Raw genomic sequence first — 20341 nt, forward strand, 5'->3', positions numbered from 1 at the left:
AGACTGTAAACTCATTTTTTGCAAGTAGATACTTTTAAGAACTTTAGTTTCCAAATGGATACCTTCTGTTTTAAATACCTACATATATTTATATTCCCCATATTTTAAAATATGATTAATTATTTTTATTATTTTTCTTATAATTATTATTTTATTATATAGTATAATGATATGATACCATATTGATACATACAAATCATAAAAATTTTTATTTTGTTTGATTTTATGATATAATTTTCTTATGTTAATTTTTAAGGAGCGTGAAATATATTATGGTCCCTGGTGGTACATGGCAAATTATATGTTTAATAATTTTATTATTATGTTCAGCCTTTTTCTCTGCTTCTGAAACTGCATTAATGACCTTAAGTAAAATAAGGTTAAGGAATATGGTAGAATCAGAAATAAAAGGTGCTAACATTATTAATAAACTACTTGAAAATCCAAGTAAACTTTTAGGTGGTATTTTAGTAGGAAATAACATAGCAAATATTGGAGCTTCTGCGCTAGCAACTTCTCTTGCAATTACATATTATAAAGATTCCGGGGTTGCTATTGCAACTATTATAATGACAATTCTTGTATTAATTTTTGCAGAAATAACACCAAAGTCATTAGCTGCACAAAACTCTGAAAAAATAGCTTTAAAAATTGCTAAACCATTAAGCGTAATTACTTTCATTTTAAATCCACTTGTCACATTACTAATTTATATTACAAATTCAATAATAAAAGTACTTGGTGGTGAAGTTAATAAAAGAAGACCTTTTATTACTGAAGAAGAATTGAAAACTATGGTTAGTGTAAGTCATGAAGAAGGAGTTCTTGAAGGCGAAGAAAAGCAAATGATTTATAACGTATTTGACTTTAGAGATTCACAAGCAAAAGATGTTATGACCCCAAGAACGGATATGATTGTAGCTAACTCAAACTCAACCTACGCAGAACTTATAAATATTTTTAGGCAAGAACAATTTTCAAGACTTCCTATCTATAAAGACACTATTGATAATATCATTGGAGTTTTATATATTAAAGATTTGATTTTCTTTGAAGATGGAAAAGATGAATTTAAAATAGAGAAACATATGCGAGAACCCTACTTTACCTACGAATTTAAGATCACTGCAGATTTATTTGCAGATATGCGTCTAAAACGAGTTCCTATATCAATTATACTTGATGAATATGGCGGTACTGCTGGAATTGTTACATTTCAAGATTTAGTAGAAGAGATTGTTGGAGATATAGATGATGAATATGACGACGATGCAGACCAAATACAAGTTATCAAAGAAGATGAATTTATTGTAGCTGGTGATACTAAAATAAGTATGGTTAATGAGATGATAGGATTAAATATTGAATCAGATGATTTTGACTCAATAGGAGGTTTCGTTACAGGGCTACTTGGTCGGCTTCCAAAAACAGGTGAAACAATAAATTATAATGATACAAAATTTATTGTGCAAGAAGTAAGTAAAAACCGTATAGGAACATTAAAAGTTATAACTTAAATTATCTCCTACAGCGTTAATCTACAATATTTCTCAAAAAACAAGAAGACCTAATGCTTATTAAAATTAGCATTAGGTCTTCTATATTGTTTTAAATTATTTACTACAATATTTTTCTAGGAATTGGACTTTTCAATTTTCTTTCTATAGCATCTAAAAGAAATTTGTCTTTTGGCGCTGAAAATAAATAGGTATATCCATCCTCTCCAGCTCTACCAGTTCTACCAATACGGTGAATATAGCTCTCCACAGTTTCTGGCATATCGTAATTATACACATGATCTACTCCATTTATATCAAGGCCTCTAGCAGCAACATCTGTGGCAATCAAATATTGGATATCACATTTCTTAAAATCTCTCATTATTTTTTCTCTCTTTGATTGTGTTATATCAGAGTGTAATTTTTTGCAATTATACCCTTTTTTATAAAGGGCTACCTCAAGTTCATCAACTCTTCTTTTCGTTCTACAAAATATGATAGCCATAAACGGATTATGCGCGTCCATTACCTTACATAAATCTTCTTGTTTTTTTCTGTCTGTAGTTTCTATTAAAAATTGCTTAATGTTCTTAAGTGTTGCTTCTTCTTTTTTAATAATTACTTCTATAGGATCATTCATATACTTATATGCCATTTTTTTCACATCTGAGCTCATAGTTGCTGAGAAACATAAAGTCTGTCTGTTTTTAGGTGTTGTTTCCAAAATATTTTCAATGTCATTTTTAAATCCCATAAGTAGCATTTGATCTGCCTCATCTAACACTATAGTCTTAAGTTTATCAAGTTTTATAGTACCACGCCTAAGATGGTCTAGTAATCTACCTGGTGTTGCAATTACAAGATGAATATTTCCTTTTAGTTTTTTGAGTTGCGCCCCAATATCTTTACCACCATAAGCAGCTAAAATATTTAACTTTTTAATTCCGTCGATTTTCTTTGCTTCCTCAGTTATCTGAATAGCAAGTTCCCTTGTAGGTGTCACTATTAATCCTTGGATTGTATCGATATCTTCTGACATATTATCAAACATTGGAAGTAGAAATGCAAGTGTCTTTCCAGTACCTGTTTGTGCCTCTGCTATAATATCGCAGCCTTTCTTTATTAATGGAATACTTCTTTCTTGAACTGGAGTTGGCTCAGTTATTCCTTGAATTTTAATCATACTTAGAATATCATCATTAAGCCCTAATTTTTTAAACTTTATCATTTTTATTTACCTTTCTATTTCAAAATTATTTTATTATTTTTTATACATTTTGTTTATATAAACCTATTTATACAAACCATTTAATTATAACAGACATTAATTATAATAAAAAGGATTATATAAAATGCATTTTATATTTACAATCTTTTAATAGTAAATTACATACTTTACTATTATATATATAATGCTATACTTATGTACACATAGTCGATGTTCCACTAATATTTACTTCTAGACTACAAATAATATATTTATAATATAACGAAAGAGGCGATTAATAATGTCAAAATTATTTAGTAATTTTAAAATAAAAGATATGGATTTAAAAAATAGAATAGTTATGGCTCCAATGTGCATGGATTCTTGTAACGATGAAGATGGTTTAGCAAACAACTGGCATCTTATACATTATTCAACTAGATCCATTGGTGGCGTGGGTCTTATCATAATAGAATCAACAGGAATTCAGCCCGGCGGTCGTATAACTGATAATGATTTAGGTATATGGTCTGATAACCATATTGAAAATCTATCAAAAATAGTTGATGAATGTCATAAATATGGATCTAAAATAGGAATTCAAATTAATCATGCTGGAAGAAAATCTGAAACTCTTTCATATCCAATTATAGCTCCCAGCCCTATAGCTTTTAATGACGATTATAGGCTTCCAAATGAAATGACAAAAGAAGATATTACTACTACTATAGATTTATTTAAAGATGCTGCTAAACGAGCGTTAACGGCCGGATTTGATTTGTTAGAATTACATGGTGCCCATGGGTACTTAATAGATGAATTTTTATCTCCACTTACCAATAAAAGAAAAGATGAATATGGTGGTACAAAGGAAAATAGGGTAAGATTCTTAAAAGAAATTATACAAGCTGTAAAAACAGTTTGGCCTGAAACTAAACCACTACAATTAAGAGTATCAGCTGTTGACTACGAAAAAGGTGGAAACAACGCAAAGGAAACATCATCACTTATAAATCTTGTAAAAGATATGGGTATAGATATAATAAATGTTAGTTCTGGAGGAACTGTACCTGCAAAAATATTTACCTATCCAGGATATCAAATTCGTTACTCTGAAACAATTAGAAAACAATGCAATATTCCAACTATAGCAGGTGGTCTTATCACTTCACCTTTAATGGCAGAAGAAATATTAAACAATAAAAGATCAGATTTGGTGTATTTAGGAAGAGAACTTTTAAGAAATCCATATTGGGCATTTGCAGCCGCCAATCAATTAGGTGATAATATCAAGTGGCCTATACAATATGAACGAAGCAACAAAGTAAATAAAAATGGATTCTAACATAAATTGGGATTAAAACAGACTCACTTTAATATAAATCCCAGTAGAATAAATTATCATTCTACTGGGATTTATATTTTAAAAGCACTATATTTTATTGTCCATATTAATTCTTCCATCTTTTATTTCAATCATCCTATCGGTTTTTTCTGCTATCCTTAGATCGTGTGTAATAATTATAAAAGTAGTCTTAAATTTTTGGTTAATATCTTTAAGTATAGTATAGATATTCTCTGTTGACTCGGAATCTAGATTTCCTGTCGGCTCATCTGCAAGTATTATTTTAGGGTTATTGATTAAAGCTCTAGCAATAGCAGTTCTTTGCTGTTGTCCACCCGACATGTTTGATGCTAAATTATCCTTAACTTTATAAATTCCAACCATATTCATAAGTTCATTGGCTCTTTCTATAATTTCTTTTGGTGGTTTTGGATTATTCATCATATATGGGATAAGCACATTCTCTAAAGCAGTAAATTCTGGTAACAAATAATGAAATTGAAAGATAAATCCTATAGTCTTATTTCGAAGAGCAGCTAAAGCATTTTTACTCATACTATCTGTTCTTTGATTATTTAGATAAACCTCTCCACTAGTCGGTTTATCTAATGTTCCTATAATATTTAATAAAGTAGTTTTGCCACTTCCTGATTGTCCTATAATTGAATTAAAAGATCCTTCTTCAAAACTTAAGTTTGTATCAAATAAAACTTGAGTCTTAACAGCTGACCCATAAATTTTATTTACATTTTTTAATGTAATAATATTAGCCATTCTTAATCACCTCAATTGGTTCTAATTTTGATGAGTTTCTTGCTGGTATAAAAGCAGCTATAGTTGCCGAAAGCACTGCTATTACCCCTGATATAGCAATGAATTTATAGTCTAAATAAAGTGCTATTATTGGTGTACCATCAGGATTTAAAGCAAAGCTCGTAAATCCTATCATAAGCGTAATACCTAGTGTTATTCCAAGTATTGCCCCAGCTACTCCTAGTAAAAGTCCTTCATACAAGAAAATTTTACTAGCATCTCTATCTTTTATGCCTATAGCTTTAAGAATTCCAATTTGTTTTGATTTCTGAACCACTGTTACTGCAAGCACACTTGCTATTCCAAGAGTTACAGAAATAAGTACAAATACCTGTATCATCAAACTAGATACACTTTGACCATTAAGGCCACCAAGTAATTCTTCATTTTGGTCTTTCCAGTTTTCAACTTTTATATTATTATCAGACAAATTTTCCTTCACTTTTGTTGAAATTTCATCGGCCTTAAATACATCTTTTGAATTCAACTTCATTTCTATAGAAGTTATCTTATTTTTAAAACCAAATATATCCTGTGAAGTCTTAAGGCTTGTTAAAACCCATGATTTATTTATATTTGCTACTTTTAAATCATAAAAACCAGTTACTACGGCTTCTTTAGTATTTCCATTTGAAGTAACTAACGAAATTTTATCTTTTATTTTTAGATTTAACTCCTCTTGTAAGTTCTTTCCTATTAGTACCTCATATGATTTCTTTGGAATATTCCCCTGATATATTTTAGATTTTATATTATACAAGTCCTTGTCATCCGTTAAATTTAAACCTCTTATAATTATTGGATCAGTTTTATCACTAAATTTGATAAATGCAGGCGAATCAGCGGCCGGTGATACTTTTTCTATTCTACTATCTGTCGCTTTTACTTTCGTTATTTTTTGTTCCCAATTTTCTATGGTTTTATCATCTTTATTAGAGGATATAGTTATTTGAGAAGAATTTCCTATAGTTTTATCTATTAGACTTTTTTGCAATCCTTGTATAAGTGAACCTATAAAAATTTGCACTGAAACACCAATAGCTATTCCTATAATTATTAGAAATGTTTGTCCTTTACTAGACTTTAAAAATCGTACAGCAATTTTAAATGGTAAATTCATTTCCTTTTCTCCTCTCTAGAATTTTCAAGTTGTATAATACACTAATATAATACTGTTAATTACACAACACTTTTTATTAAATAATATTATTAATTATACAATACAATATATTTTGTGATTTGTAAATATTAATCTTTAATAAAATTCATTATAAAATATCAACCATATGTATACCATTTTTTTTTGTGTCAATAATTATAATGTGATATTACAATTGAAAGGAGCATTTTAATGAAACGCATTATTAAATTAATAAGTGATGAAACTTTAGTTAAACAATATATAGAAAAAGGCAAAGGACTATTTAATGATGGAGAGATTGATAAAGCATTTAAAAATTATAATAAGGCAATTTTACTAAACAATAAATATTCTTTAGCATATTTTGCTAAATCTGATGCTCTTCTAGAACTATATGAAGCTGATGATGCTGAAAAATGCATAAAAGATTATCTTAGATTAGTTCCGAATGACCCTAATGCTTACTGGAAATTAATTGAAATAAACGATTTAACAGGGGACTTTGATAAATGCATTTCTTATTGCGAAAAGCTTCTTGAAAATGATAATAAAGATGTTTTCATCTATTTGAAAAAAGGAGAGTTCTTAGCTATTCTCAATAATTTTACAGAGGCATTAGACTGTTTTAATGTTTGCCTTAAATTAAATCCTGCTTTTTACGATGCTATATGTGGCAAAGCCAATGTTTTACTCTCTCTATCCAATAAAGTAGGGGCTCTTCAACTCTATAATAGAGCAATCTGCCTTGATAACACTAGGAGCATTGCATATTTTGGAGCTTCTGAAGTATGCGTAGTTATGGGAAATAGCGTAAGTGCTTTGTTATTTGCAGAAAAAGCATATGAAATAGAACCTAAAAACGAATGGTATAAGTGTCATTATAACGTATTGAAAAATATGTATTTGGACATTAAATAATTAATTACCCCTACTTATTATAGGTAGGGGTAATTAATTATTTAAACATGTACATCGAATCTTGTACTTTTCTTAAATGTATATCATAATCGGATACAACGGCTTTTACCTCTCTCATTAAACTATCATCTAAATCCTTATTTTGCTCTATAAACTTATTACCCTGCTTAATTCCCATTTTAATTGCAGCCTCAACGTGTTTACAAACTTCAACATCATTGCTTGCAGGTACAAGCTTAATTTTCTCAACAACCTCTGCCATGGTACCAATTATTCCAAGAGTATCTGTTGCATTACCACCCAACTTTTCTATTCTATTAGTAATTGCATCTTCATGCCTTTTAAAGGATTCTATAATTTGAGAAAGTTCCTTTTTAAGTTCTGGATCCTTAACTTTACCCAAATAATCTTTAAAAGTAGCACCACCCATATGAATTCCCTTTAAAAATTTATTCATTTCTTTTATATCATTATTTATAACCATAATCTCACCTCAGTTTATTGTGAGCATTAGTTTATTTTGTTATACGTTTTACTTTATAAAATATTTTATAATCATTCCTTCATCTCAAATAAACCATATATTTCATCATCACTTAACGTTGTAAATCCTTCGCCACTAGCCATTTCATCTCCCATAAGCTCTGATATGAGCTTTTTCTTTTCTTCTTGAAGCAAAAGAATTTTTTCCTCTATTGTCCCTTTGGCTATAATCTTTATAACACTAACCACATTTTTTTGTCCTATTCTATGGGCTCTATCAGTAGCTTGTTCTTCCACAGCTGGATTCCACCAAGGATCGAAATGAATTACTACATCTGCTGAAGTTAAATTTAGTCCCGTTCCTCCAGCTTTTAAACTTATTAAGAATACAGAATCTTCTCCCTCATTAAATGTTTCTACCAAGTCCATTCTCTTTTTAGATGGCACAGAACCATCCAAGTAGCAAAATGTAATCTGCTCTGCTCTAAGCCTTTTTTGTATATTTTTAAGTACAGATGTGAATTGCGAAAAAACGAGTACTTTATGCTGCTCATCCTCGCATTTATGAAGATGTTCAACAAGAGCTTCTATCTTTGCACTTCCTCCACTATAATCATTTAATAATATAGCAGGATCTAAACATAATTGTCTTAACTTGGTAATATATGAAAGTATCTCTATTTTACTATTCTTAAACTCATCATTTTTTACCTTATTTTTAATAAGCTCCATTGCATGGTTTGCATATGTCTTATAAACTTTTTTTTGCTGGTGTTTTAAATTAACCATTAATGTTTTTTCTATTTTATCAGGCAATTCCTTCAAAACATCTTTTTTTCTTCTTCTTAAAATAAATGGTTTTATAAGTCTATTTAGGTCCTCTAGCACCTCTGGGTTTGCCTTAAGTTTCTTATGATACCTCACACTAAACATTTTTTCATCATATAAGTATCCTGGCATTATAAAATCAAATATAGACCACAAATCCATTACTGAATTTTCTATTGGAGTACCTGACAATGCAAATTTTGTCCTAGCTTTTATCTCCTTAATTGCTATTGCATTTTGAGAATGTGGATTCTTAATATTTTGAGCTTCATCTATTATGCAGTAATCAAACTCTAATGACGCGTAATTTTCTAAATCCCTTTTTAATAGATTATATGTTGTTATAACGACGTCAAATTTCTCTATGTTTTTTATTACCCCTACTCGTTCATCCTTTGGTCCACTAATTGCAGCTACCTTTAATGTAGGTGCAAACTTTTCAAATTCACTAATCCAATTATATATAAGAGATGTAGGTGCTACAATTAAGCTCTTACTTTTCTTGTTTGATAATATAAAAGTAATCGCTTGAAGAGTTTTACCAAGTCCCATTTCATCTCCGAGTATTCCACCAAAACCTAAATAATCTAATGTTTTAAACCAATTAAATCCAACCTTTTGATATTTTCTTAATGTACCTTTTAAATCATCTGGCTGATTAAAATTCAATTTTTCAATGTTTTTGAGTTTATTGTGTACCTCTTCTAGTTCTTTTTTACCTTTTATATATCTAATATTATTATCTTCTAAATAGCTATCTAAGAAAACACCTTTACCTTTTGATATTTCAATATGATTATCAAAACTGTTAGGTGGGGTTATCACATCTAAAAGCTTTAAAAATTTATTGAGCTCTAATTCCTCTAAATCAAGGTACTCACCACTTTTTAGTTTGTAATATTTGATGTTATTCCTAAACGCTCGCAAAATATGAGTAGTTTCTTTTGGCTCAATGTCCCCTATTTTAAAATCCATTTCAAAATAATTATATTTTCCACTTTTAATATTCCCACTAATTCCTTTAGTCCCTAAGGATTTTATGCCCTTGAAATTTTGAGAATAATATACTTCTCCCCTTTCTTGAAGCACTCCTATATCACTTTTAAAAAATTTGAATATATAATCTTCTTCTCTTAAAAAATAAAATATATTCTTTATCTGGGCGAACCCTAACGCCTTTAAAACTCCTATCACCTGAGCCTCTTTTTTAGAGTCTCTATATATAATTTTTTCATCACAATCCTCAAAAATATTAAACTCAAACGTTCCATACTTAACCTTTAAAGTTAATGTAATATCTTTCCCTATTTGGTCAAAATAGAAACTAATTTGACATTTAGCCATTATTATTTTATCCTTAATAGCTTTAGACAACACAACACTCGGTGATAAAAGATTTAGATTTGGAATTAACCTCCTTAATATAGTCTCTTCGTCAATGCTCTCCATAGTTACAACTTTTGCCTCATTAAAAATGTGTAGGTATGGATTTATTTTATAGCAGAAATCATAATCAGGAAGATATATATTGCTTCCATACAAGAATACATCATTCTTAGATCCTAAAGAAATTGGCATTCCACTTGATGACTTTAGTACATAAGTATCTTTAATCAATTTCAAATCAAAATCAAGGGGTGGAGCTTCATATAAAATTTCTGTATCAACTGGTCTATAAAAAAAACCGTCATTTAAATAAACCCTATGCTTAGTTATAATTTCAAAAAACTCTCTTATCAAATATTGAGGTATTTTTATGACTTTCCCATCCACATATCGATCTTCACTTCTATGAATATTTCTTTGTTCTCCCTCTATGGTCTTTAACATTTCAATAAAGTCAATAAGCCTTTTATCTTTTGTACTCAATTTTTGATCTTTCATATTAAATGTGAAATTTTTACTATAACTTATAGGAATATTATTATAACATGCTAATATAAAGTGGTTAATATCTTTTAAAACATAAAGATTACTTGAAGTCATAGAAGTTAGACCTATCTTAAATTCAGCTGTAATGTCGCTAGTCCACTGGTTTTTATTTATATAAACCTCTATTTTAGTCTCATCCTTTTGTTTTTCATCACCTAAAAGCATAGATAATATATTACTTTTATTCTTATATGTAATTGGTTTTACCACATCATCTTCTCTTAAAAGAGGGTGGTTCGCCAAGTCCTCTAATGCTTTATAAAATGTTGCAACCAAATGTTTACAACAATAATTTTCTTTTTTAAACTCATTATTTTCAAAATCAGCACAACTACAAAATGTAGAAAAAATACCTCTTCTGTCTGCATCAACTTCAATTTTTGTGTGATATTCATTAAAAAGTTTCTCTGAAATTACATTGCCATCTACACTTATTAGTTTATCTACATTTGTAATATCAATAGAAGAAACTAAATCATTATTAAGAACTCTTTGCCCTTTTGATCCATTATTACCACTTGTTCCTTCATTAAATATTTGTAATATCATATCCTCATTCAACATATTTTCTCCCTAAATAAATTTTATAATCCTCTAATTATACCATAAATTCGAAAAGAACATAAAATCTTCATTCTATGTTCTTTTCTAAAGGACTACTTAGGTTTTTTTATAGGCACTATTATTTTATCAAATAAATTTTTATTATCATTTATTTTAGTTTCACTTCCAACAACGCAATGCAACTTCTGTTTTATTACTACATCTAGAAGATCTGCTAATTCTCTTATGTCACTGGCCGTCGTTGTTAATACCTCATCACGTATTTTTTGGATGTCCTTTTGTGTAGTACCTGAGAAATACATATTATCACCTAATATTCCTTTAGCATACGGCCCTTTTAAAGAATCCATGCTTCCTATAGTTCCTATTATATAATTAGTCATTTCCTTATCATCTGCCCTAAAATTTTTCAAAAACTTTACTACCCCATCAAATGTATCCAATGTTTCCTTTAAATTTGGGTCACGATAAGAATAAAGTAATACTTCATCTTTCGTGAAACTCATAGAACCACCATAAGCACCACCTTTTACTCTAAGTTCCTTCCATAGATAATCACTGTTTAAAATATTTTCAAGAACTTTCATATGCCCATTATAGTTATATCCTAATTTTTTAAAATTTCCAGCCTTAACCACATATTGCACTTGAGATGGAATAATAAATGCCTCGTTTTTATTTGAAAAATCAAATTTATAAACTTGTTTAGTAAATTTCTTATCATTAATTTTTTCTTTGAATTTGTTGAAATTATAAATGAATTTTTCATAATTTGCCTCATCTCCTGTGTAACTAACAACTAATCCTTTCTTATTAAATACAATATTACTAACATCATTTAAATTAGTTGTTATTTCATCAACGCGTGATTCATAATTATCATCTAAATCACAAAGAAAATTGTAATAAGGAATAATATTTAGGTCTTTATACTTACCGCTACTAGATAAATAAGATAATGTACGATTTATTGCCAGAGTATTTCCTTGATTAACAAACATTGACTCATAATTTACTCTTAATGTTTTAATTAAAGCCTTCATGCGTAACTTATCATTAAATATACTATGATTCATTATCTCGCCCATTAGATCAAACGCTTCTGGCAATTCACTATTAATTGAGCTTGAACTAATACTCATTTTAGGCACATATTCATCACTATTAACATTACTCTTAAATGCCGTTGAATTAAAAACCATACCACCTGTATACTTCATCATTCTATTTGATATTTGCATAGAATTATATTTTTCTGTGTTAACATTACCTAAAATACTAGCGAGTAGTTTTAGATATAGAACCTTATTTTGAGGAACATTTGCACTATCAAAATATAAATTATAATAAGTCATGCCATTAGTAAACATTGGGTGACTTAATACTTTTGTACCTTGCTCTATTTTTTCTATTGTTGGAATTTCCTCTTCTTTTAGTTTTATATCTTTGCGGGTTAGCACTGGTAATTTTGATAAATTTTCTTTTGTATCTACTGCCCCCTGCCACTTTTTTAATTCGTCTGAATCTTTTTTAATAGTAGTTAATTGGGTTTGTGATAATGATTTTCTATAAACTTCTAACTTATTTTTTAACACTTCTTCTTTTACCTCATTTAATCCATTTGATGGTTTTAACACAACCAATGAATTATGTTCATTATCTAACAAATATTTTTGTACTAACTTTTCGAAGTACTTATCAGATAATTTAGATTTTATTTTTTTTAGAGAAGGAGTAATCTCTAAATACTCTGTTGGACTAATATCATAATTCCAGGAATTCAAAGCAGCTAGCATGTAATTCATTCCTCTATTTGCATCTGAATTTTGAGTACGTAAACTTAATTCTAAAGCAGTTAATACCGAATTTACAGTTTCTTTATCAAAACCATCTTTCACAACTTGCTTTAATGCATCATCCACAAGATTTTTAAATTTATATTTTTGTGATTCATTTGCATTAGTTGCAATTATGCTAAAAGTTGGTTGCATTGTTGATGGATTATAACTGGCATAAACGTTTGTTCCAATGCCATTCTCAACCAATGTTTTTCTAAGCGGTGATGATTTAGTATTTAAAAGTATTTCTTGCAGTATTTGAAATCCTAAAATATCCTGCGCATTTGGAACCTTATCAATCACATAATTAGATGATAAATAAGTCATGTTTGATGTGCTTGCAGCCTTCGCTACAGGATATAATAATGTTTTTTCAACTTTCTTTTCATATCTATTTTGCAATTTAATTTTACTGTCTACATTTACTCGTTTTGCTTTACTCAGATATTTATCATTCATAAATTTTAACGAATGATAAATATCTAATTTCCCATATAAATATATAGAGCTGTTTGATGGAACATAATATTTTTTATAAGTCTTTATAAATTTTTCATATGTTAAATCTGGTATATTTTCAGGATTACCACCAGATTCATATTTGTACGAATTATCATTAAAAAGCGATTGATTAATAGCATTGGATAGCAATACTTGTGGTGAAGAATAACTACCTTTCATCTCGTTATATACAACCCCATTATAATTTAGTTTACCAGTTTTGCTATTAATTTCATAATGCCATCCTTCTTGTTTAAGTATTTTTGGATCCTTAGATATATTAGGATAAAATACTGCATCTAAATAAACGCTCATTAAATTATTAAAATCCTTTTCATTCTTACTAGCTACTGGATACATTGTAAAATCTGGACCTGTAAAAGCATTTAAAAATGTGTTTAGAGATTGCTTAGTCATAATTAAAAATGGGTCTTTAACAGGATAATCCTTTGATCCACATAAGACAGAATGTTCAATAATGTGATTAACACCAGTATTATCATTAACTGGTGTTCTAAAACTTATAGAGAATACCTTGTTTTCATCCTCATTTTGTAAATAAATTAATTTCGCTCCACTTTTATTATGCTTAAATATCATAGAGGTAGATTGTATATCTGAAAGCCATCTTTTAGATTCAAGAACAAACCCTGATATATTATCACCAACTTTAATTTCTTTCGTGCCACTAATTATCTCCTTAGTATTGCTAAGTTTTAACTGTGACCCCTGTGTATCTTGTACAATTCGTGCTCCTAATGCGGTTTGTGCTCCTGACATGACTTGCTTACCTAGCGCCACTTGCATCCCTAGAACATTACTAAATATATTTATAAATAATGCTGTTACAAGCAGTATAGATATTTTTTTAGTAAATCTTTTCATTCTCATTTTGTTCCCCCTCAAATATAAAAATCCTTACATAACTATTGTTTTTCAATGTTATAAATAGTATGTTTTATTTGTATTTTTATATTCGAGACAATAATTAGTATATCTACTATATTATTGATATTTATAAGTTTTTTCTTAATTTTATTTTTTATGTTTAGTATTTTATAAAACAAAAAAATCTAGCAGAGCCTACCTCTACTAGATTTTTTTATATTTTAGCTCCTTAAAACTTATCCATATTAACCTATCAATTAAACTTGGTAGTCAAACTAAGTAAATTATGCATTTAACATATTAAGCATATCCTTCTTTTCTTTTGTAAACCTATTGTATACACTTTGCTTTACAGCTTGTGAACTATCTCTAAAATAAACATCAACCTTTTGACGTTCATTATATAAGTCGTTAATAATATTCTTATCATTATTTTTCAAATTAAGTTTTGAGAATACTGATAAAGCACCTGTAACCCCATGTTGAACTACTGTAGACAGTAAACTTTCTTTTAAAGCATCACTTTTCTTACTTATATCAAAACCATACTTTTCCTTTAAATCTGATGCTACTACATCATAATAATTTCCTTTTATACTACTTTGCTGCAATTTTAGAAATTTATCTTTATTAGATAATGCAATATTTGTCCAGGCTGCATCAAAATTTTCTCCAAATTTATTACCATCTTTGGCTTTAGCCTCTGTTAGCGTTTTATAAATCACCTTATCTTTTGTTTGTAGTGAGCTTATAAATGAATCTAAAGAACCACTCTTGGATGAAAATTGCCATGCCCCATAAGATTTTCCGCCATAATCACCTGGTGTACTACTTATTGCTGCTGGATTAAGATTAGATTCATATTTAGCTGCAGTAAGCCCTAATCCATTATCATTATTATCATTTGACAATGATTGGGCCGCATTTCTCATTGTATAATTAAAGTTACTCAGTGACTTTAATGCATCATCTAAACTATAAGAACTTTCATTAGAACTTTCATTAGACATTGCATTAGACATAATCTCTGTAATCATTGAATTTCCTGAACTATCCATCATCTGAATAAGCATAGTTTGAAATAATATTTTTTGATTTTCCGTTTCCTGATTAACACTGCTTGTACTTGTATTAGTGTCTGTAGTATCATTTTTCATTTTTAATACATATTGGTTCAACATCCTATTAAATATAATATCTGAAGATAATGCCATGACTATCACCCATTTTAAATAAATTTTTTCTATATATTTATTATCGTGTATTTCAAAATTAACTTTATTCTTAAAATTAAATTCTTATAAGAATAATAATAGTTCTTTTACACATATTATACTAAGTATGAATAATATGCAAAACAATGCCCATTATGTAAACGATAAATATTAAATAATATATACAATTTATTTTAATTATCTATTTAGATACTTTAATCTAATTCCATTCTTTTAGAATATTTTTCACTTTAATATTAAATAATATTCTAGAGCATGTCCCACTTAATTTTAATTTTAAAATATACTCATATTCTTCAAATTGTAATCCCATCTTTTGTTTAATTCTATTATGTAAAACATCATGAGTATGATCCAGTTCTTCATAAGGAATATCATCTATAAGAAAAAACTCTAATTCTTTTCCAGCAACACCCTTACTTTGAAAATTATTAGCCATTTTTTTAATTATGAACCACTTTTTTATATTTTCATATTCTTTAACCATTTTTTCTAACGACATATTATATATAGCTTCTTCTAAAAACGGAATTTCCTTAAAGCAATTTGCGTTCATAACGTTTTTCTCTATATCTCCAACAAAATAAAACATATTTTTTCGCCTCCGTAACTTGTATATGTAATTTTTCTATTATTCATTATAATTTTATTTTCATAAATATTATAACAAACCTCTGTTTTGTTTTCTATTAATTGTTAAAACCATTATATAAACATATTCACTTTTATAGCATTATTTCCTACTTTTGCTCCATTGTTATTTCCATTTTAAAGTGCTATTATTATTTTATGTATATATGAATGAGAAATTATATTAATCCACTATAAAAAATCACTTTTAAGTCTTGTAGATATATCTACTTGTTCATAAAATAAAATATGATAGGATATGAAATAATGAGTATAAAACATATTACAACACTCGCAGACACAAAATATTTGAAGCTCTACGATGCAAACTATATTAACAAAAACGGAGAATACAAAAATTGGACTATAGCTTCTAGAAAAAACCTAGATACATTAAATAATATCTATTTTAATAAAGCAGAGTGTGCTATAGATGCTGTTATAATTATAGCAACTCACATAGCTGAAGATAAATTAGTGATTATAAAACAGTTCAGAGTCCCTCTTAATGATTATGTTTATGAAATCCCTGCTGGACTTATTGATCCTGGTGAAGATTTTAAAACTACTGTTGGTCGTGAACTAAAAGAAGAAACAGGACTTGATTTAATTAATATTGATTATTCTAATACAAAATCACAGGCATACATTTCGACGGGTATGACAGATGAATCTGCTGCCCTAGTATATTGCACTTGTCAGGGAGAAATATCAAAAGATTATCTAGAACCTGATGAGGATATTGAAGTTATGCTATTATCAAAAGAAGAAGCTAAGCTTTTAATTAATTCTAATGAAAAGATAGATATTAAAGCTTTTCTTTCAATTCAGAACTTTATATTAAAATAAAAACAATTCCATCATAATAAATTTAATTTATTATAATGGAATTGTTTTTTATTTATATTATACATTTAATAACTTGTGAACCTTATCTATTATATTTTTTAAATAGATTATCTAGTGCTTCTCTCAAAAGAAAAGCTTCAGTTTTATCATTCGCCTTAGAGAGTTCAGATAACCTATCAAGTTGGGTTTTAGTGAAATAACTTGATTTTAGTACCATACTTTCTGCCTCTGAAAGACAAATTCTATTTTTGCCTCCTTTTTTAGCTCTAAAAAGCCCACTGTCGGCAACTCTAAAAAGATCAATAACATTTTTCGAATCGCGTGGATAACTAGCAACCCCAAAACTTAGTGTAATATTAATATTTACTGTTGTAGTTAATGTTTTTAAGTCAAAGGTATTATCTGATAAGTATCTTCTTATTTCTTCTAAATCCATAAAGCTTCTCTCTGCACCTTTTTTTACAAGTAATAAGGTAAATTCATCACCACTTCTATTTATTAAATCTGTATCAGATAAATTGTTGTTAAATATAGAAATAACCTTATCAATCACTTCATCACCCACAGCGTTTCCATGAATTGTATTTATATTATTTAAATTATCAATATCACAAGTTACTACGCTAAACGGACCTTCATTATTTTTAATTAGTTCTTTTGCCTTTGATGATATTTCTTCCATGGAAATTAATACTCTATCCCTCATAAATCCTCCTTTAAATACTTATTTTAAAATTTCAGAACTGGACGTCATTATTATTAGAGCATCATTCATTTTAGCAACTCTGTCCTCATTTGTAAGTACAATCAAATAGTCACCGGGGAAGATAACGGTAGATCCTTTTGGAAGTATTTCATGTTCTCCCCGCTTAACTGCTACTAATAAGCAATGCGATGGCCAATTGACATCTTTAATTCGTTTTCCATCTAATGATGATCCCATACAAACTACAAACTCTAATATAGACTTGTTTCTCTTATTATCGAAGGATATCTTTTCGCCTTGATTATGTAGAAACTTTTCAAGTAATGATTCATAAATAGGTTTTGATGCTAAAATATCAGCCACAATATAAGCAACAATAGATACAACAGATAAAGAAAGTAATTGACTAAAGGAACCTGTCATCTCAGTAAGTAGAATAATTCCTGTTATAGGTGCTCTAACTACAGCTGTAAAATATCCTGCCATAGCAAGTATTATAAAATTATTAATATAAATACTATTGAAATTTGCAAAATGCACAAGTGTTATTCCATAAACATTTCCTATTAAAGCCCCGATGGCAAGAAGAGGTAGAAAAATCCCTCCTGGTGCCCCTGATCCATAACACACCATAGTGAATAAAAATTTCACAAAGACTAAAACAACTAAAATTATTAACGTTGGATTTCCAGTAAATAGTGAAGTTATAAGTTCATTACCTCCACCTAAAACTTGTGGTAACATAAGTCCAAGAACAACTGAAATTAATAATGGTACTACAATTCTCATTTCTTTTGGAAGCCATGTTTGGGATGCATATAGATCCTGGGTTTTCAAAAGAATATTATTAAATAAAACACCTAAACCACCAATGATAATCCCTAATATAATTATATAAAAATAATATTTAAGTGGCAATATGGTTAGGCCCTTAAGAACAAAAATTGGTTTTAGGCCCAAAAGAGCACTAGTTACAAAGTCTGCTGATAATGCCGCAGATAACGCTGAAAGGAAAATCAAGGGTGAAAAATTTTTATGAACTTCCTCTAGTGCAAACATTGCTCCAGCAAGTGGAGCATTAAATGCAGCTGCTAGTCCTGCACTAGCCCCACTAGTCATAAGATATTTTTCTTCGATCTTTATTCTTTTAAATACCTTACTAAACCCTTGACCAACGGCAGCACCTAATTGAACAGAGGGACCTTCTCTTCCTAATGAAAGACCTGATCCTATTGTAAGAACCCCTCCAAAGAATTTACCGATTATGACTTTCCACCAATTCATATGTAGTTTTCTAAGTAAAACACCCTCCACTTGAGGAATTCCACTTCCACTAATCATTGGTTCATGTTTAACCATTAATCCTACAATATATCCTATAATTATTAAAGTTCCAATCCACGGTAAAAGAAGTACCGGATTTATAGATATTGCTTTGTAAACATAAGTTACAAAAATCCCTGCTTTTTCAAGCGTATAACGATACAGTACAACTAATAAACCTGTAATAATACCTATCCCTATACCTTCAAACACGAGCTTTAATCTAAGACTGTGCCAGTTGAATAAGGAATTATAGGTATTGTGTTTGTTTTTTGATTCCATTTTATGCCTCCATTACTAGATAAAATAATTGTTATGTTGTTAATATCTTTCAATTATATAAAATATATAACTAAATTATTCATATATATATAATAACATATATATGTTATTATATATATATATGCTAAACTATCTGCAACACAAATATAAAAATGGAGGTGAATTACATTTAATGTTTGCTAAGTATAATATTATAGAAATTTTAAATATAATTGAGAAAGACTCCTTTCAAAGCAAATCTGATTGTTATGTCATTATTCATTACTTTGAATGCTTTTTAAAAGTAAAATACAAAAGAAAATTTACAATTGATGCATATATTAAAGATGTTAAACAATATATTAATTGGTATTTTTCAAAAAGTGTGAATAGATTTTCTATATTAAGTAAAGAAAGCTTTAGTCAATATGAATTTTATTTGCAGTATATAAAAATGTATAAAAAAAACACCATAACATATAAAAAAGTAGCTTTACGAAAGGTTTACAAATTTTTAGTTGAATTTAATCAACAACACATTAATGAAGAATTTGATAATCATATTAAAAGCAATAGAAACCAATACAACTATTTAACAAGATCGTATATAAAGCTGTAATTCATTTATTATCCGCATTAGTATGATAAAATAATCCGCTAATTATCATTAAAACAACTTAAACTGGGAAGAAATAAAAAAGAAAAAAAGAGAAAATAAAATTTCTTAATAAAAAAACCAATAAAATAATTTGCATTATTTTACTGGATTTTCTTTGCAAGTTTACTATTTGATTTGTGGTTTTATTACATCTTTAACGTCTGTGTTCTCATTTTTTTTAGGTATTATCGAACCTTTTTCGCTTGCCATATTTGCAAGTACCATACTCATTATGCCTTCCATTGCATTAGGTGTTTTTCCATCAGCTCCACCCATTATAATAGTTTGAGGTACAAGTGGAGATTTACTTATCTTTAACGCCTCTGCAAATGCTATCATAACACTTTGCCTAACTTGTAAATCTGGGCCACCATATGCCTCAACTAAAGCCTTAGCTGCAGCTCCCTTTGCAATTCCTACCTTTGTTTCTTGCTCTGCAGTAGCATCTGCTACTGCTTTAATATTTAGAGCCGTTGCCTTTCCAACTGTTTCAAGTTTAAATGATTCTGCTTTTGCTTGAAATTCTACCTGTTTCGCATTAGCCTCAGCGGTAAGTTCAATAGTCTTCGCCTCCGCTGCAGCTTGCGCTTCCCTTGTATATCTCTCAGCATCTGCTTCTTGAGTTCTCTTGTATTTGTCAGCTTCTGCAAGTTTTTGAGTTTTAAACGCTAACTGCTCAGCAAGTCTTAATTCAGATTTACCCTTATTATCAGCAACTTCTA

The 20341-nt window shown here is 28.8% G+C and carries 15 protein-coding genes and 1 pseudogene; 5 read left to right on the forward strand and 11 right to left on the reverse strand.

What is annotated here, in order from left to right:
• Nucleotides 1-272 precede the first annotated feature (272 nt).
• On the forward strand, nucleotides 273-1517 hold the full coding sequence (locus tag Q0649_RS00930) for an HlyC/CorC family transporter (RefSeq protein ID WP_298836337.1): 1245 nt from the start codon (nucleotides 273-275) through the stop codon (nucleotides 1515-1517).
• Nucleotides 1518-1620: 103 nt separating this feature from the next.
• Here the strand turns inward: Q0649_RS00930 and Q0649_RS00935 are convergent, their stop codons facing one another.
• The gene (locus tag Q0649_RS00935) at nucleotides 1621-2727 is read right to left on the reverse strand and encodes a DEAD/DEAH box helicase (protein ID WP_298836321.1); all 1107 of its coding nucleotides are present in this window, start codon (nucleotides 2725-2727) and stop codon (nucleotides 1621-1623) included.
• Nucleotides 2728-3007: 280 nt separating this feature from the next.
• On the opposite strand from Q0649_RS00935, the gene namA reads away from it, so the two are divergent.
• Nucleotides 3008-4051, forward strand: coding sequence for an NADPH dehydrogenase NamA (gene namA / locus Q0649_RS00940; protein ID WP_298836322.1), 1044 nt, complete (start codon nucleotides 3008-3010; stop codon nucleotides 4049-4051).
• Nucleotides 4052-4138: 87 nt separating this feature from the next.
• Here the strand turns inward: namA and Q0649_RS00945 are convergent, their stop codons facing one another.
• A complete protein-coding gene (locus Q0649_RS00945) occupies nucleotides 4139-4825 on the reverse strand; it encodes an ABC transporter ATP-binding protein (RefSeq protein WP_298836323.1) in 687 nt (228 codons plus the stop codon).
• Nucleotides 4818-5984 (reverse strand): ABC transporter permease, encoded by a 1167-nt coding sequence (locus Q0649_RS00950; RefSeq protein ID WP_298836324.1) that lies wholly within the window; start codon nucleotides 5982-5984, stop codon nucleotides 4818-4820. Before Q0649_RS00950 ends, Q0649_RS00945 begins: the two co-directional genes overlap by 8 nt.
• A 231-nt stretch (nucleotides 5985-6215) precedes the next feature.
• Here Q0649_RS00950 and Q0649_RS00955 point away from each other — a divergent pair, with 231 nt between their 5' ends.
• A complete protein-coding gene (locus tag Q0649_RS00955) occupies nucleotides 6216-6923 on the forward strand; it encodes a lipopolysaccharide assembly protein LapB (RefSeq protein ID WP_298836325.1) in 708 nt (235 codons plus the stop codon).
• A gap of 37 nt (nucleotides 6924-6960) precedes the next feature.
• Here Q0649_RS00955 and Q0649_RS00960 read toward each other — a convergent pair whose 3' ends face one another.
• The 5 genes from Q0649_RS00960 to Q0649_RS00980 form a co-directional block, all read right to left on the reverse strand.
• On the reverse strand, nucleotides 6961-7401 hold the full coding sequence (locus Q0649_RS00960) for a DUF2383 domain-containing protein (RefSeq protein ID WP_298836339.1): 441 nt from the start codon (nucleotides 7399-7401) through the stop codon (nucleotides 6961-6963).
• A gap of 77 nt (nucleotides 7402-7478) precedes the next feature.
• Nucleotides 7479-10730, reverse strand: coding sequence for a DEAD/DEAH box helicase (locus Q0649_RS00965; RefSeq protein ID WP_298836326.1), 3252 nt, complete (start codon nucleotides 10728-10730; stop codon nucleotides 7479-7481).
• Nucleotides 10731-10822: 92 nt separating this feature from the next.
• Entirely contained in the window at nucleotides 10823-13960 is a 3138-nt protein-coding gene (locus tag Q0649_RS00970) for an insulinase family protein (protein ID WP_298836327.1), read from the reverse strand.
• A gap of 281 nt (nucleotides 13961-14241) precedes the next feature.
• Entirely contained in the window at nucleotides 14242-15171 is a 930-nt protein-coding gene (locus Q0649_RS00975) for a vgrg protein (RefSeq protein ID WP_298836328.1), read from the reverse strand.
• A 220-nt stretch (nucleotides 15172-15391) separates the two neighbouring features.
• On the reverse strand, nucleotides 15392-15784 hold the full coding sequence (locus Q0649_RS00980) for a hypothetical protein (protein WP_298836329.1): 393 nt from the start codon (nucleotides 15782-15784) through the stop codon (nucleotides 15392-15394).
• Between the two features lie 305 nt (nucleotides 15785-16089).
• Between Q0649_RS00980 and Q0649_RS00985 the strand changes: the two genes are divergently transcribed.
• Nucleotides 16090-16671, forward strand: a complete 582-nt coding sequence (locus Q0649_RS00985) for an NUDIX hydrolase (RefSeq protein ID WP_298836330.1) — start codon at nucleotides 16090-16092, stop codon at nucleotides 16669-16671.
• A gap of 82 nt (nucleotides 16672-16753) precedes the next feature.
• Here the strand turns inward: Q0649_RS00985 and Q0649_RS00990 are convergent, their stop codons facing one another.
• Both Q0649_RS00990 and Q0649_RS00995 read right to left on the reverse strand, forming a co-directional pair.
• Nucleotides 16754-17377 (reverse strand): GGDEF domain-containing protein, encoded by a 624-nt coding sequence (locus tag Q0649_RS00990; protein WP_298836331.1) that lies wholly within the window; start codon nucleotides 17375-17377, stop codon nucleotides 16754-16756.
• An 18-nt stretch (nucleotides 17378-17395) separates the two neighbouring features.
• On the reverse strand, nucleotides 17396-18982 hold the full coding sequence (locus Q0649_RS00995) for a ClC family H(+)/Cl(-) exchange transporter (protein WP_298836333.1): 1587 nt from the start codon (nucleotides 18980-18982) through the stop codon (nucleotides 17396-17398).
• A 172-nt stretch (nucleotides 18983-19154) separates the two neighbouring features.
• Between Q0649_RS00995 and Q0649_RS01000 the strand changes: the two genes are divergently transcribed.
• The gene (locus tag Q0649_RS01000) at nucleotides 19155-19580 is read left to right on the forward strand and encodes a hypothetical protein (protein ID WP_298836335.1); all 426 of its coding nucleotides are present in this window, start codon (nucleotides 19155-19157) and stop codon (nucleotides 19578-19580) included.
• A 165-nt stretch (nucleotides 19581-19745) separates the two neighbouring features.
• On the opposite strand, the pseudogene Q0649_RS01005 reads toward Q0649_RS01000, so the two are convergent.
• A pseudogene (locus Q0649_RS01005) lies at nucleotides 19746-20341 on the reverse strand (flotillin family protein); the annotation flags it as partial.

The sequence above is a fragment of the uncultured Clostridium sp. genome (assembly GCF_937920395.1).
Taxonomy (GTDB): Bacteria; Bacillota; Clostridia; order Clostridiales; family Clostridiaceae; genus Clostridium_AD.

Bases quoted from the DNA above. Each gene is read 5' to 3' on its own strand.
- Q0649_RS00930 (WP_298836337.1), top strand. From the start codon at position 273: ATGGTCCCTGGTGGTACATGGCAAATTATATGTTTAATAATTTTATTA.
- Q0649_RS00935 (WP_298836321.1), bottom strand. From the start codon at position 2,727: ATGATAAAGTTTAAAAAATTAGGGCTTAATGATGATATTCTAAGTATG.
- namA (WP_298836322.1), top strand. From the start codon at position 3,008: ATGTCAAAATTATTTAGTAATTTTAAAATAAAAGATATGGATTTAAAA.
- Q0649_RS00945 (WP_298836323.1), bottom strand. From the start codon at position 4,825: ATGGCTAATATTATTACATTAAAAAATGTAAATAAAATTTATGGGTCA.
- Q0649_RS00950 (WP_298836324.1), bottom strand. From the start codon at position 5,984: ATGAATTTACCATTTAAAATTGCTGTACGATTTTTAAAGTCTAGTAAA.
- Q0649_RS00955 (WP_298836325.1), top strand. From the start codon at position 6,216: ATGAAACGCATTATTAAATTAATAAGTGATGAAACTTTAGTTAAACAA.
- Q0649_RS00965 (WP_298836326.1), bottom strand. From the start codon at position 10,730: ATGTTGAATGAGGATATGATATTACAAATATTTAATGAAGGAACAAGT.
- Q0649_RS00970 (WP_298836327.1), bottom strand. From the start codon at position 13,960: ATGAGAATGAAAAGATTTACTAAAAAAATATCTATACTGCTTGTAACA.
- Q0649_RS00975 (WP_298836328.1), bottom strand. From the start codon at position 15,171: ATGGCATTATCTTCAGATATTATATTTAATAGGATGTTGAACCAATAT.
- Q0649_RS00980 (WP_298836329.1), bottom strand. From the start codon at position 15,784: ATGTTTTATTTTGTTGGAGATATAGAGAAAAACGTTATGAACGCAAAT.
- Q0649_RS00985 (WP_298836330.1), top strand. From the start codon at position 16,090: ATGAGTATAAAACATATTACAACACTCGCAGACACAAAATATTTGAAG.
- Q0649_RS00990 (WP_298836331.1), bottom strand. From the start codon at position 17,377: ATGAGGGATAGAGTATTAATTTCCATGGAAGAAATATCATCAAAGGCA.
- Q0649_RS00995 (WP_298836333.1), bottom strand. From the start codon at position 18,982: ATGGAATCAAAAAACAAACACAATACCTATAATTCCTTATTCAACTGG.
- Q0649_RS01000 (WP_298836335.1), top strand. From the start codon at position 19,155: ATGTTTGCTAAGTATAATATTATAGAAATTTTAAATATAATTGAGAAA.